The sequence below is a fragment of the Acetobacter fallax genome (assembly GCF_011516735.1).
Taxonomy (GTDB): Bacteria; Pseudomonadota; Alphaproteobacteria; order Acetobacterales; family Acetobacteraceae; genus Acetobacter; species Acetobacter fallax.
On the sequence record NZ_WOSX01000015.1, the window covers coordinates 1 to 14,477 of the forward strand.

12 protein-coding genes are annotated in these 14,477 nt (G+C 58.4%); 4 read left to right on the forward strand and 8 right to left on the reverse strand.

Translation table 11 applies throughout. The annotated features are described in order from the left end of the window. A partial coding sequence (locus GOB85_RS09205; protein ID WP_173578989.1) for a helix-turn-helix domain-containing protein occupies positions 1–148 on the reverse strand: 148 nt, incomplete at its 3' end. Positions 149–410: 262 nt separating this feature from the next. Here GOB85_RS09205 and GOB85_RS09210 point away from each other — a divergent pair. Further along, entirely contained in the window at positions 411–1,541 is a 1,131-nt protein-coding gene (locus tag GOB85_RS09210) for a DUF697 domain-containing protein (RefSeq protein WP_173577261.1), read from the forward strand. 21 nt (positions 1,542–1,562) lie between these two features. Then, complete coding sequence (locus GOB85_RS09215) at positions 1,563–2,801, forward strand: GTPase (RefSeq protein WP_173577262.1); 1,239 nt, start codon at positions 1,563–1,565, stop codon at positions 2,799–2,801. 746 nt (positions 2,802–3,547) lie between these two features. Here GOB85_RS09215 and GOB85_RS09220 read toward each other — a convergent pair. The 4 genes from GOB85_RS09220 to GOB85_RS09235 form a co-directional block, all read right to left on the reverse strand. Further along, entirely contained in the window at positions 3,548–3,901 is a 354-nt protein-coding gene (locus GOB85_RS09220; RefSeq protein ID WP_173577263.1) for a cupin domain-containing protein, read from the reverse strand. A 339-nt stretch (positions 3,902–4,240) separates the two neighbouring features. Continuing rightward, positions 4,241–5,248 (reverse strand): retropepsin-like aspartic protease, encoded by a 1,008-nt coding sequence (locus tag GOB85_RS09225; RefSeq protein ID WP_242011406.1) that lies wholly within the window; start codon positions 5,246–5,248, stop codon positions 4,241–4,243. Between the two features lie 14 nt (positions 5,249–5,262). Next, on the reverse strand, positions 5,263–6,234 hold the full coding sequence (pip, locus tag GOB85_RS09230; protein ID WP_198912204.1) for a prolyl aminopeptidase: 972 nt from the start codon (positions 6,232–6,234) through the stop codon (positions 5,263–5,265). Then, complete coding sequence (locus GOB85_RS09235; RefSeq protein ID WP_173577322.1) at positions 6,231–7,205, reverse strand: tyrosine-type recombinase/integrase; 975 nt, start codon at positions 7,203–7,205, stop codon at positions 6,231–6,233. The genes pip and GOB85_RS09235 overlap by 4 nt, the downstream gene beginning before the upstream one ends. Before the next feature lie 219 nt (positions 7,206–7,424). On the opposite strand from GOB85_RS09235, the gene GOB85_RS09240 reads away from it, so the two are divergent. Continuing rightward, on the forward strand, positions 7,425–9,665 hold the full coding sequence (locus GOB85_RS09240; protein WP_173577323.1) for a primosomal protein N': 2,241 nt from the start codon (positions 7,425–7,427) through the stop codon (positions 9,663–9,665). A 425-nt stretch (positions 9,666–10,090) separates the two neighbouring features. On the opposite strand, the gene GOB85_RS09245 is transcribed toward GOB85_RS09240, so the two are convergent. Continuing rightward, entirely contained in the window at positions 10,091–10,813 is a 723-nt protein-coding gene (locus GOB85_RS09245) for a hypothetical protein (RefSeq protein ID WP_173577264.1), read from the reverse strand. A 431-nt stretch (positions 10,814–11,244) separates the two neighbouring features. Next, on the reverse strand, positions 11,245–12,264 hold the full coding sequence (locus GOB85_RS09250) for a zinc-binding alcohol dehydrogenase family protein (RefSeq protein ID WP_173577265.1): 1,020 nt from the start codon (positions 12,262–12,264) through the stop codon (positions 11,245–11,247). 231 nt (positions 12,265–12,495) lie between these two features. On the opposite strand from GOB85_RS09250, the gene GOB85_RS09255 reads away from it, so the two are divergent. Further along, positions 12,496–13,419 carry a glycosyltransferase family 2 protein gene (locus GOB85_RS09255; protein WP_173577266.1) on the forward strand — a complete coding sequence of 308 codons (924 nt, stop codon included), beginning with the start codon at positions 12,496–12,498 and terminating at the stop codon, positions 13,417–13,419. Positions 13,420–13,785: 366 nt separating this feature from the next. Here GOB85_RS09255 and GOB85_RS09260 read toward each other — a convergent pair whose 3' ends face one another. Beyond that, positions 13,786–14,475, reverse strand: a complete 690-nt coding sequence (locus tag GOB85_RS09260) for a PqiC family protein (protein ID WP_242011408.1) — start codon at positions 14,473–14,475, stop codon at positions 13,786–13,788. Positions 14,476–14,477 lie beyond the last annotated feature (2 nt).

Consider the following 14,477-nt stretch of genomic DNA (forward strand, 5'->3'; position numbering starts at 1 on the left):
CACGACCGCTGGCCTGCCACTCAGCAACCCAGCGGATAACGCTCGACGAAGACACACCAAAACGAACCGCCGCCGCACGACGGGTCATGCCAGAGGCAACAGCCGCAATCGTGCGGCGGCGAAGGTCAGCAGACAGGGCTCGGGTCATACGGGCCGGCCTCCATACCGGCACATAGTATGAATCAGATTTCGACCAGTATGGGAATCCTTAAAATGAACCTATTAGATCGGATTGTGCTCTAGATAGCGAGAGCAGAAAGCCGTCATTCATATTATCGACCTTCATGCCAGATAAAAACGTAATTTTGGCTGCAAGCATTCTGGAAATTTTCTGGTGACACACATTGTAATTTAGGCGATTATCTGATTTGAGGCCTGTAACAGCAAAGAATTTAGGTGAGTTATTCATTGTGGCAAAGTCTATTCCATCTGCAGATTCTATACTGAAACTCAAAGATGATGCGCTTGGTTTCTGGGACGAGATTTCCAACAAGCATAAGAAAGCCAATATCCTTATCTGCGGCAAGACCGGTGTCGGAAAAAGCACTCTCATTAATGCCGTTTTCCGGGACAAACTGGCCGAAACTGGTATTGGCCGTCCCGTCACGCAGAAGCTCAGCGTCATTAGCGCCGACGGTGTGCCTCTGAATATTCTCGATACCCAAGGCCTTGAGCTTGAAGACTACCAAGTAATTCGCGACGGCGTTATCAACGAGGTCCGCCGTCGACGCGGACATGACGGTGATGATTACGTTCATGTAGCATGGCTGTGTATCGCTGAGCCAGGAAAGCGGATCGAAGACGCTGAGCTGCAGCTTGCCAAAGATCTGCGAGAGCTTGGAGTGCAGGTCATTGTCGTTCTGACGAAATCCCATTCCTTTAAGGACAACGAGTTCGTTGCCGTCGTGAAAGCTAAGTTTGAAGGGCTTGCACACACTGTGGTTCAGACCCGGGCTATTAAAACGCCTCGTTATGACGAGGATGAGAATGTTGTGGGCGCTTACAATATCCGTGGCATCGACGAACTCATCCACGTGTCCTACGAGGTTATCCCGGAAGCCCAACAGCAGGCATTTGCCAATGCCCTGAATATCGAGACCAAAGAAGGTCTTCAGAAAAAGAAGGACGAAGCTGCCAAGGTTATCACTGTCTCGAGCGCTGCAGCAGCTGCTATTGGAGCGACCCCCATTCCTTTCTCAGACGCAGTTCTGCTATTTCCGGTCCAAGCCACGATGATTGTGAAGATCTCGACTATATTTGGGATGTCAGTCACAAAAAGCAGCCTTCTTCCTGTCCTGACCACTCTGATTGGCTCTTCAGCTGCTACACTGGTTGGTAAAACAATCGTGACTGGTATTATGAAAATGGTTCCGGGTCTTGGTTCCTTCATTGGAGGAGCCCTGTCGGCCACAGTTGCCAACCGTCTAACGTTCGCAATGGGCTCGACCTATGTAGATGTATTAGTGGCCTTGACTGAGGAAGACCGTCCACTGGAACTAGGCGAAGCTCTCAATGCCCTCAAAAACAAGATCGGTCTGTAAGGGTTTTAGGAACATCAATTTATGACCGACTCAAAACTCGATGATAATCTGAGCGATGAAGCGCGAAAAATTCTTGAGGACTTCCAGTCACAGACACGGGATTTCTACAAGAAATTTCTGGCGGGCAACAATGCTGCCAATATCCTGATCTGCGGCAAGACGGGGGTAGGTAAAAGCACCCTCATTAATGCCGTTTTTGGTGATCATCTTGCCAAGACGGGAATTGGACAACCTGTTACCCAAGGCATTGAACTCATCGAGAATCCCCCCAACCCTATCCGTATCCTCGATACAAAAGGTTTGGAACTCGCGGATTACGCAACGATCCTCGACGGAATTATCGACGAAGTGAAACGTCGTTGCGGTGCAGACCCGAATGACTATGTCCATGTAGCATGGCTTTGTATCAGCAATGATTCTGCCCGCGTTGAAGATGCTGAAATACGATTGGCAAAAGCTCTGACTGATCTTGGGCTGAAAGTCATTGTCGTCCTGACAAAGGTTCGGCTTTTCAAGGACAAAAGCTTTTTGAAGCAGGTCGAAAAAATCCTTGGTCCTTATGTAACTGGTATCGTAATGACCAGAGGACTGGCCTACGAAGAAGAAGACGAAGAGACCGAAGATGATGACGGCAACCCAATCGTCCATAGGTATAAAGTCAAGGGTCTTGATGACCTCATCTCGATGTCTTATCGTTTTATTCCAGAAGCCCAGCGTCAGGCTTTTGCGAATGTTATCTCAGGTCTGAACAAAACAGCGAAAGAACTCAGGGAAAAAGAAGCCCGTAGTTTTGTCGCCAAATTCAGCGCAAATAATGCCATAGCACTACGTACAATCATGCTGCAGAACAAAGCGGACGAAGCAAATCTTATGCCGTCCATTATTTCGGCTATGTATATCAGGATCTGTTATATCTTCGGCGTTATAAATGACGGGAATGATTGTGGGAATGATGTGAAGCAGGTTGCCGAACTCGTCACAGCCCATCTTCGAGAGCATCGAGAGAAAGCAGAAGCATCAAACGTTAATACGTCCATTTTCACACTTTTCTTTTTCCCCTTAACGTTCTTCTCCTATTTGTTCCGGTCGAACGGGCCAGAAACTGGGCAGATTCAGGAGCTTCTTTCACAGGCTGGGAACCAGCTCATTGATACCATTTCGAACATGGTTCAGAACAAGGAAGAAACCACTATCAGAAGCATTTTCTTGAGATTCGGAGACGCCAGTCTCAAGGTGCTTTCGGCTCCTCCATTAAATTAGTAATATTCCTTGAATCAAGTGTCCTGAATCGTTCGGGCACGAACCCGGCGTTGGGCGCGGCGCCTGAAAACTACGTCTGGTTTCGGAAAGGCGCGAAACTCGATCGAACGGCCAGATTGAAGGCGACTGTCCGCCTGGGGCCCAAAACCGGCTCAAAGCAGATGCAACGCGGCAGATACAGTGCTTTTTACTTAAAGCACCCGTCCATCTGATTGACTCCGCTACTCGGCAGCCAGTGAAATCGTGAGCGCGCGCGACATGGTCTGGCCGGTATTACAGAAACGTTGCTTTGAATGGCGGGACGACACAGCCTTAAATTCGAAGGGAGTGTCGCCGGGTTCGCCGTCCGTTGCGATAAATTGATATACAGTGAGCATTGCGGTCGCGTGATCAGCAGGAACGCCACCCGGCCTCTCGTCGGGAGAGGTTTCGATCAACAATACTCGTAGAACGACCATCTATATCGCCACGAGCGAAACGAACGGCTTTACGTTATGGACAGTCTGCGACGGCGTGGCGGCATGTGCGACGCTGGTGCCGAGAAGTGCGGCGAGCAGGATAACCACACCTGGTCTGTAGAAAACTCCGTGTTAACCACGAACGATCTTACTTTTTATCGTGTCAGACTATAATTATCATGCCTGCTGACAAGCCTGTAACAGCGGACCTCTGATCGAAGACTGAGGGGCGGGCTGCTTTGCGCTAAACCTGTTGCTGTATCCTGCATGCACCGCCCCCCGGCTTTGTCATTCGACAAAAACGTAGATTTTCTTCACGGTCTCGATGGTTTCCCATGTGCCGACAAATCCCGGTTTCATGACGAAACTGTCTCCTGCCCGAAACGTGTGAGCTTCACCGTTATCTTCAGTGATTTTCACGACCCCTTCAAGGATATGACAAAATTCGAACGCATCGCCTTTGATGGATTTTGTCGTGCCTGGTGTGGCCTGCCACAGGCCTGTGCGTACGTTGCCATCACGTGACGTATCGAGCGGCCATGTTTTGAACTGCGGATTTCCGGCGATCAGACGATCCGGTGCAGCCTGCGATTCACGCGGAGTAAGGTCAGGGTTCAGGGGAATGGGTAAAAGCAGACTCATTGAAATCTCCGGACGCGATGCGTTCTGAAGTTTGAGCTTACTCCCGCATATGCCAGGGCTGGCTCTGAATTCTTCCCTGTGATGGCACGTTGTACCGCATCTTCGCTTTGATATGAAATTTCCTGCGCCGGAGGCGCCGGGAAAGGCGATCATCCATTTCGCCAGATCAACGCCGGGCGTCAGAATAAGAAGTCGTAGTGCGCGCCTGACCTTATCTTCCATCGTGACGTGTTCCAGGTGTGTCGACCTTCAGGAAACAGGTGAGCAGCTTTTTGTCAGGCATGAAGGTGACTGCTGACGTATTCGCAAACGACAGAGCTGCCTTATTCTGACAGAGTGTCACGGCACCTTTCGCGGAGCCACAGTCGCCGCGAACACCCTGCCCTGCCGGTAGGAGATCCGGACACGGTGGGTGGAGAACCAGTCTGAGCCGAGCAGCATGTCAACGTCTTCCGAGATGGTGGAGACAGTGAGCACCGGGTTGCGTTCAGTTTCGGTGCCGACGGTAAGGCTGTGGAAGCGGTGCCAGCGATAGACGGAGATGCGGCCATCGACGCCGGAGGTGGTGCCTCCCGGGTCGATGGCGAGGGCGTCTTCGGTGACACCTGCGGCTTCGGCGGCGCGGCGGGAGACGATGCGGGAACGGGCGCCGCTGTCAAGCAGGGCGGTGATGTCGTGGCCGTCGAGGGTGACATGCAGCAGGATGCGGCGGTCGTGCTGTTCCGCTTTCAGTTCCTGCCAGTGGAGAGGCTTTCCACTTTTCCCTTCGGTTTCCTGCGGCGGCGGGGCGTCCTCGCAGCCGGGCGGGGTGGACCAGAACGCCATACGACCGCCTGGCGCGTCGATCTCCAGGATGTCACGTCCGAGGATGTCGCCGCCGAGCAGACCTTCGACGGGGGGATGGATGTTGGGGCGGCCCGGCAGGACGCCGAGCGGAAGAGAGACGGGGCCGAATTCGGTATCGCCGAGGCGGAGGTCAGAGACGATCACATTCGGAACGACGCCGGCGGAGCCGCCGGTGCCGCTGACATGGGTGCGGGCGTGCGGATCGGGCGGGAGGTTCACGGATTGCGCGAACCAGGGGGAAATCAGGCTGCCCTCCGAGCCGGTGTCGATGATGAGACTGACCGTTCTGCCGTTGACGGCGACGGGTGCGGAAAGAAAGCCGAGGTCGTTACGCAGGGGCAGTTCGGCGTCTTTGTGGAACGGGCAGGCCGGCGTGGCGGCCTGCATGGGCCGGAGCGGGCTGATGCTGATCGCGATGGCCAGTGCGATCAGGCAGGCAGCGGGTGCTGATCTGCGGCGCCGGTCTGTGCGCGGCAGGATGGACTGAAGCCTGCGCGGCATGACGGACCGGCCCCTCAGCCGAGCCTGTCCGCGAAGCGATCCGTGGCTTCGATAAGGGCGGACAGGATGCCGGGCTCGGTCATGGCGTGCCCTGCGGCGTCGATCAGGCGGAACTCCGCTTCCGGCCAGGCGCGGTGCAGATCCCAGGCCGTGCGCGCCGGGGTGGCGATGTCGTAGCGGCCCTGCACGATGACGGAAGGAATGTCGCGGATACGGTCGACATCGCGGATGAGCTGGCCTTCGGCGAGCCAGCCTTCGTGGACGAAATAATGGTTTTCGATCCGGGCGAAGGCGAGTGCGAAGGTCGGGTCGGCATGCTGCCCTTCGATGGCCGGGGACGGCAGAAGGGTGAGCGTTTCGCCTTCCCACATCGACCACGCAACGGCGGCCTCGTTACGCTCCGCCTCGTTATCGCCGGTCAGGCGTTTGCGGTAGGCCGCCATGAGGTCGCCGCGTTCGGCCTCGGGGATCGGGGCGAGGAAGCGTTCCCATTTGTCCGGGAAAAGCCAGGCGCCTCCGCCCTGATAATACCAGAGCAGTTCCTCGCGACGGAGGGTGAAGATGCCGCGCAGGACGAGGGCGCTGACCCGCTCCGGGTGGGTTTCGGCATAGGCGAGCGCCAGGGTGGAACCCCAGGAGCCCCCGAAGACGACCCATTTTTCGACACCGATCATCTCGCGGAGGCGTTCGATATCGGCGACGAGATCCCAGGTGGTGTTTTTTTCGAGCGAAGCATGAGGCCGCGAACGACCACAGCCGCGCTGATCGAACAGGAGAATGTCGTATCGGGTGGGGTCGAACATGCGGCGCTGGCCGGGCGTGCAGCCGCCACCAGGGCCACCATGCAGAACCACGGCGGGCAGGCCGCCGGGCCTGCCGCAGCGTTCCCAGTAAACGAGATGCCCTTCGCCCGTTTCGAGCAGGCCGTGGGCATAGGGCTCGATTTCCGGATACATCCCGCGAAAGGCTGGTGTCTGATCGGTCATTCCTGGTCTCCTGCGCCGGCTTTCGCGCGTGGATGGGCCTGTTCCCAGACCTCCATCAGCCGGGTTTCGTCTGCGAGGGTATAGCGCTGAGTCGTGGAAAGGCTGGCATGGCCAAGCAGTTCCTGAATCGAGCGAAGGTCCGCGCCGCCCTCCATCATGTGAGTGGCGAAGGAATGGCGCAATGCGTGGGGTGTTGCGTGCTCGGGCAGGCCCTCATTCCGGCGCCAGTCACGCATGGCCCGCTGGGCGACACCGGGGTTGAGGCGACCACCACGCACGCCGGGGAAAAGGGGTTCGTCCGGGGCGGGGGACGGGTGGAAGCGGCGCCAGTGTTTCAGGGCATCGGCGATGCGGGAGATCAGGGGTACGAGGCGTTCCTTGTTGCCCTTGCCGGTCACGCGCAGGAAGCCGGAGGCGAGGGCGGCGTCGAGATCGCGGATATTCAGGCTGAGGGCCTCGGAGATACGCAGGCCGCCGCCGTAGAGAAGCAGGAACAGGGCTTTGTCACGTTCCTGCGCCATGCTGTTGTGTTCGAGTGCGGCGATCGCCTCGCCTGCTTCGGCGGCTTCCGGTTTCGGCAGCGGCCGGGGGAGCGAGACTTTGGCGCGGGGTCTGGTGAGGAGTGTGGGGGCCGGGTTCTCGGTGCCCAGGTGGCGGGCCAGAAACCGGTAGAACGAGCGCAGAGCCGAGACGCGGCGGGCACGGGTGCGGGCGGCTTTGTCGCGCGTGGTGGGGGCTCTGCCGTGTTGCGGGTTGAGGGCACGGGTCTGTTCATGGGCAAGCCAGGCGCGGAGGTCAGAGAGGCTGACGGTGCCGAGGCTGGCGAGGGTTGGTTCCCGGGCATGATGCCCGGTGAGGAAGCCCAGGAAGAAGGCCAGGTCGCTGCGGTAGGCGTCGATGGTGCGGGGGGATGCGCCGCGTTCGCCGCTGAGCCAGGCGAGGAACTGTTCGAGGGCTTCGTGGCCTGTGATTTCCCTGCCGGTCATGCCGGATGGCCTTTTTCGGGCCGGCGCCCTGACCATGGCAGGGAGCGCGGCTTCCCGCCCCCTCGCCTGTTTAACACGATGGTTTGCAAGGGTCCGCGACCTTTGCGGGGTCGGGGCAGAGTCCGGGTCAGCACGACCTTATGACCTCTGGCATTAAGGCCTGCGGGGGCAAGACATGACGGGGCGATGCGGTTAGACAGAGGCATGGTACAGAGCAGCCTACTGGAACCTTTACCGACACGGAAGCGGGTGGCCGTGTTGCTGCCACTCCCCTTCCCTTACCCGCTTGACTACATGGTGCCGGCGGGTCTTTCCGACTCGCTGAAGCCGGGGGATGTCGTCACGGTGCCGCTCGGGGCGCGGCGGGAGACGGGCGTGGTGTGGGAACAAACCGCGCTGCCGCCGGAGCTGGCGCCCCCTGCCCCGCCGGAAATTGCGGCATCACGACTGCGGGCGGTGAAGGAGAAACTCGATCTGCCGCCGGTGCCCGCACTGCTGCGCCAGTTCATCGACTGGGTGGCGGCTTATACGCTGGCGCCGCCGGGGATGGTGCTGGCGATGGCGTTGCGTTCGCATGTTCGCGGCACGGAGATGGCACCCCGGGCAGGCTGGGTTCGGGGTGATGATCCACCGCCTTCGCTGCGCCTGACACCGGCACGGAAAGCGGTGCTTGAGGCCCTGGGCGCGGGCTGTGCGCCGATGACGACGGCGCAACTGACGGAACGGGCGGGCGTCGGCGCGGCGGTGGTCCGGGGACTGGCGGATGCGGGCGTGCTGCGGTCGGTGGTGATGGCAGCGGCGTCTCCGTTTGCGATGCCCGATCCGGGATATCGGCTGCCGGTTCTTGAAGGGGAGCAGGATTTCGCGGCCCGTGAATTGCGGGCGCGGGTGGCCGGGAAAGCGTTTTCCGTGACGTTGCTGGAAGGTGTGACCGGTTCGGGAAAGACCGAGATTTACCTGGAAGCGGTGGCTGAATGTTTGCAGGCGGGGCGGCAGGCGCTGGTGCTGCTCCCCGAGATTGCGCTGTCGGCGCAGTGGATGGACCGGTTCACGAAGCGGTTCGGAGCACGGCCGGCGGTGTGGCATTCGGAAATCGGGCAACGGGCGCGGCGGCTGACATGGAATGCCTGCGCGGACGGGTCGGCACGGGTTGTGGTCGGGGCGCGCTCGGCGCTGTTTCTGCCGTTTCGCGACCTCGGGCTTGTGATTGTCGATGAAGAGCACGAGGCCATTTTCAAGCAGGAAGAAGGCGTCGTTTACAACGCCCGCGACATGGCGATTGTCCGGGCACGTCTGACGGGCGCACCGGCAGTGCTGGTTTCCGCGACGCCCAGCCTTGAGACGCTGAACAACGCGGAGACGGGTCGATACCGGCATCTGGTGTTGCCGTCGCGTCATGGCGGGGCGTCGATGCCGGAGACGCGGCTGATCGACATGCGGAAGGAACCGCCGCCGAAGGGGCAGTTTCTGTCACCGGCGCTGGTGGAGGCGGTAAAGGGCACCCTGGCGCGGGGAGAACAGGCGATGCTGTTTCTCAATCGCCGGGGCTATGCGCCGCTGACGCTGTGCCGGGCGTGCGGGCATCGGATGGAGTGTCCGCACTGCACGTCCTGGCTGGTGGAGCATCGGAAACGACGTGTTCTGTGCTGTCATTATTGCGATTATATGGAGCCGGTTCCGGAGACGTGCCCGACCTGCGGAGCGGAGCACAGTCTGACGGCGATCGGGCCGGGGATTGAGCGGATTACCGAAGAATCGCAGGCTGAGTTTCCTGAAGCGCGGGTGCTGGTGATGGCCAGTGACACGATCAGCGGGCCGGCGGCGACAGCGGTCGCCGTTGCGAAGATTGCGCGGCGTGAGGTGGATCTGATCATCGGCACGCAGATTGTCGCCAAGGGCTGGCATTTTCCGCATCTGACGCTTGTGGGCGTGGTGGATGCGGATCTGGGTCTGGGGGGCGCTGATCTGCGGGCTGGCGAACGGACGATGCAGTTGCTGCACCAGGTCGGCGGGCGCGCGGGGCGGGCTGAAGCGCCGGGTGAAGTGCTGCTACAGAGTTTTGCGCCGGATCATCCGGTGATGCAGGCGCTGGTTTCGGGCGATTTCGCGGCGTTCATGGCAGAGGAAGCCGAGCAGCGGCGTCCGGGCTTCTGGCCGCCGTTCGGACGGATGGCGGCGCTGATTATCAGTTCCGAGAATGCCGATGCGGCGGAGAATGCAGCGCGGGCGCTCGGGCGGGCGGCGCCGTATGGCGAAGGGATTGAGGTTCTGGGGCCGACGCCCGCCCCTCTGGCGATTTTGCGCGGGCGACACAGGCGGCGCCTGTTGCTACGGACGCACCGGACCATTGCGGTGCAGCCGATTTTGCGACGGTGGCTGGCGGAGGTTCCGCTGACAAGTGCGGTGCGGGTGGATGTGGATGTGGACCCGGTTTCGTTTTTGTGACACTGGTGGAGGGACGTTTGCAAGCGTTACGGATAGTACACCAGAGGTTATGAAGATTGACCTGTGGCCGGGAGCATCCGGGCAGAACCCCGGCTTCATCCACCCCTTTGAAAATCCAGGCTGACACACGCAACGCGAACAAAGCCTTTGCAAAGGCTCTGTTGTCGCTACGTGTTGATCAGTGATTTTTCAAAGGGTTAGCAGAATCCGGGCTCTGCCCGAACCCGGCAGGGACCGCAGGCCCCTGCACCCCTATTGATTAATAATAAAATGGTTTCCAAAGGTCTGTGACCTTTGGGGGGTTCCAGGGCAAAGCCCTGAGAAGAAGCCAGCACTTAATGACAACAGAGTCTTTGCGAAGGTCCACGACCTTTGGCGGGATGCAGGGCTCTCTTTCCGTGTGTCAGCCTCGGTGCCGGTTGGTATCACGCAGCCGGCGGAACCACCGGCCGGGGTGGAGCAATCCGGGGAACTTCGCTTTCAGATTGAGGAACCTTACGAATCAGCCAGCGGTGGACAGAGGCAATCGCTTCATGAAAATCTGAGTTTGTGCGCCTGGAATGTTCCGCCAGTTCCGCGCGACAGGATATGACGGTGATAATGACTATTGAGAACAGACTCAGTGACAGAGACATGCTGATGGCGAAGCCGACATTGATGGTCTGCGCCCCGTCCCAGCGCGTGAACGCGCCATAAGACAGCAGAGGCAGCCCTATGGCGCTGAAAGTCAGCACACTTTTGGCGTAGAAAAGCGCCAGGAAGCGTGTAATCCATCCAACCGGCGCACTCTGCTGAGCAACACCGAAAAGACCACAGATGACATATGATAACAGGGACGGCCCGCAAACAACGCAAAAAATCGCCACCATTTCGACAGCTTCTTCATCAATGGCAATGAAGAAGTTCAGGATGGTAACGAGATACTGTCCGTATAGTGTGATCGGGTAGCCCTCGTCGGAGAACCATTCCAGCCTGACGGATGCGATGATTGCAAGAACCGTCCAGCAGAAGGCCATACAATAGAAATAAACACTTGTCCGCAGATGTTCCGGATGATGTTTTGCAAGCAGTCGCATCACCAGACCCAGAAGAATCAGAACCCCAACACTCCATACGGAATATTGAATGATGTGGATTATATGGAGCATAAAAGCCTGCGTGATAGTTTTCTGAGGAATATCATCAGCCTGATTTCACTTCATTTCTCTGATAGTATTTTTATTTATATCTGGAAACGAAAAACCCCGTTCTGACACTGAGCATTGCATAACTCAGCCTCCATTCAGGCTTTGCTGATCTGCCGCTGACTGTGTTTGCAGAGTACAGAGAGCAGCCGGACCATCTTTTCATCGTCCAGCCTCCCGATACCCTTACTTTTTTCGAGCGGGTTCACGCGCTCGCTGAAATTGTCCGGTCATCCGGGTTCGTTGCGATAATATGCAGGTCTCCTCCGGTGGCAGACCGGGCTATTTTGCCGCACAATACCTGCCACCGTTCCGCAATCTTCTGGCCGGTTCAGCACAAATCAATTTTCATCGGAAGAGCGTGTGGATCTGCGGTTTTCATGGCCAGAGACGTTTTATGTGTCGAACCCTTCCAGCACGATCTTGCCCCTGGCGGTTCCGCTCTCAAGGAAGGCATGAGCTTTGCGGAGGGTCGCGGCATTGATAGGACCGAGGACTTTGGTGAGGGTGGTTTTCAGAACGCCCGCATCAATAAGATTGGAGACTTCTTCAAGGATTTCACCCTGACGTCCCATGTCGGCGGTGTGAAAGCTGGAACGGGTGAACATGGACTCCCAGTGGGTTGAGACACTTTTGGCCTTGAAGGGCATGACGTTGAGTGACGACGGATCATCGATCAGACCAAAGCGGCCCTGAGGGGCGATGAGTTTGACGACATCGTCGAAATGCCGGTCGGTCTGCGTGATGGAGAATACGAAAGGCGGGGCGCCAGTCGGGAGGGCTTCGACCTGGGGCGCCAGCGGCTGGCTGTGATCAATCACATGGGTCGCGCCAAGATCCTCGATCCACGCTTTCGTTTCGGGCCGTGAGGCGGTGCCGATAACGATGATATTGCCGGGGCGCCGGGCGAGCTGGGTGGCCATGGAACCGACACCACCAGCGGCACCGATGATGAGAATGGCAGGCGTGATGCCGGGAACGGCTCTGGTGATATCCAGGCGGTCGAACAGCATCTCCCAGGCCGTAATGGCGGTCAGCGGCAGGGCCGCGGCCTGGGCCCAGTTGAGGGTTTCGGGTTTGTGGCCGGTGATGCGCTCATCGACGAGATGATATTCGGCATTGGTGCCCTGACGGGTGATGGCGCCGGCGTAATACACCGCGTCACCCACTTTGAAGCGACGCACGTCGGGACCGGTCGCGGTGACGACACCCGAGGCGTCCCAGCCAGGGACTTTCCATTCGCCGGGTTTCGGTTCCGCGCGCATGCGGACCTTTGTGTCGACCGGATTGACCGAGACAGCCTTCACTTCAACGAGGAGATCATGGCCGGCGGGTTCGGGGCGCGGCAGTTCGATGTCGACGAGCGACTGTTCATCGGTGATGGGGAGGGATTTCTGATAGCCGACGGCGCGCATGGCACTCTCTCCTTGACGTTCCGGTGCCCGTCCTGTGAGTCGGGGCTTTATATGGATGACATGAGATGAGCGCTTGCGAGGGTGTCCGCAAGATCGAAATCATGTGATGCTCCGGCGGTTGCTGTCGGAGCAGAGCGGTCTGAGCGGCAGGAAAAGTGTTACTCTTTTACCAGGGAACGCTGTGCGATAAATTGCCGTGAACAACGAAAATAACGGGATCTGGGACGAGAAATGGGTGGGATTTCGGATGAATTCGCGAAGAAAGCGATTGATGCTTACGGCCGGCTAAGGTCGGGTGAATTCTGGGCGATCAACGACACGGTCGAGGTCGAAGGCCTGCGGAATGCCGGTTTTTTCATGATCGTCAAAGATTCCGCTGACACGGTCAGAATCAATCTGGAGCATCATTTTCGTCTGGGATTCCGACGGTTTTTCATTCTGGACAACAACAGCACGGACGGCACCGGCGAACTGATCCTGGAGTTCAGGAAGACTTATCCTGAGGCGAAAGTCTGCTACATCACAGACTTTCAGGTGGCGTTTTTTCAGGCAAGAAAGATGGCTGCGCTGGCGGCATTCGCGGAGGCCTATCTCAGCGCTGACCCGGTGCCACTTGAGTGGCTGTTCTTCGTGGATGCGGATGAATTCATCACCTGCTGCACGCGGGACGGAGAACGCGCAGCGGCCGCTTTCAATGCGATTTTACAGGACAGACAGAACAGGGTTCTGGTTCTGAACTGGGCTCATTCAGCGCTGTATTCCAAAGCGGACCAGTGTGTCACGACATTTGGCGAGACACTGGGGACGACGACCTTCTCGGTTTGCAGGACGATCGATATTCACGTGACGAAGGTCGCGGTTCGCACGGGATACGGGCTTACGCCGGAGGACGGAAATCACTTCGTGAATGATTTCGCGATGTCCGAAGACTGCCTGAAAAGCATGACGGAAGCCGGCTTCATGATGCTGCATTTCCCGATGCGGTCGACGAATCAGATCAGACGCAAAGTCGATCAGGGTGTAGCGGGACTGGGCGACACCGATCTGCCTGAAAGCACGGGCGCGCACTGGCGGCATTACCACAGGCTTTACACGACACACGGCGAGGATGTGCTGAGGCAGATCCTGATGGAACACGTCAACGGGTGTCTGTAAGGCGCTCCGGACTTTATCCGAACCCGGCGGGGGACCTTCTGCCACCCCGATCTGTTTGATCGACAAGCCGGTTTCCAAAGGTCTGCGACCTTTGGTGGGTTCCAGGGCAAAGCCCTGAAAGAGCGCCAGCACGTCATACGAACAGAGCCAGCACGAAGGCTCTGTTCGTATGACGTGCTGATCTTTTATTTTTCAAAGGGTTAGAAGAAGATCGGGCTCTGCCCGAACCCGGAAGGGGTCGCAGACCCCTTCACCCCGATCTGTTGAGTAACAGGTCGGTTTCCAGAGGTCGGCGACCTTGGGAGGGATGCCGGGGCGGAGCCCCGGGGTTTTCTTTCCGCGTGTCAGCCTCAATACGGACTGGTATTACTGCTCAGCGGACGGCGGCGGAGGAAGCTGGCGGATCTGAGCAGCGATCTGATCGGATGCCTGTCCGAGCAGGGTGCTGAGCGCGGAGACGAGAGCTTCCGTGCCACCCGGAGCCGGAGTTTTCAACAGGATGGACTGGTTGGTTTTCGGAGCATCCGACTCTTCGCGGTGAACGGCGGTCTGTGCTTCGAGCACAGCGTTGCCGGCATCGTCACGGGCGAAACGGGTGATGACGAGTTCCACATAGGCCTGCGGGGTTGTGGCCGTTGCGTCATCCTGCACGAACAGACTGATACCGGGCAGACGCTGAGCCAGATCTTTGGCCACCACATGCGGGATCTGCTCGATCAGAGGCGCCGACCAGGAGTCTGTAGCGGAAATTCTGAGCTTGTAGCCGCCGTCACTGAGAACAATCCGATCCCGATCCAGAGCACCGGAAATGGTGGGTTTACGAACCTCGACCACGGCGGGCAGCGTCGTGACGGGTGTGAACCCGAGCGGGACAGGCTGAAGCGGTCCGGCAACAGGAGCCAGCGTATAGAGCGATGGCGACGAGGAACTGCACGCGGTGAGAGTCACAGCCATGGTTGCCATCAGTGTGGTGGCCATGGCCACCCTGGTCAGGGATGCGCGCAGGTCTGAGCGACGTGTACCGGAGCGCCCGGTGGAGGAGTGGGTCAGATCCATGG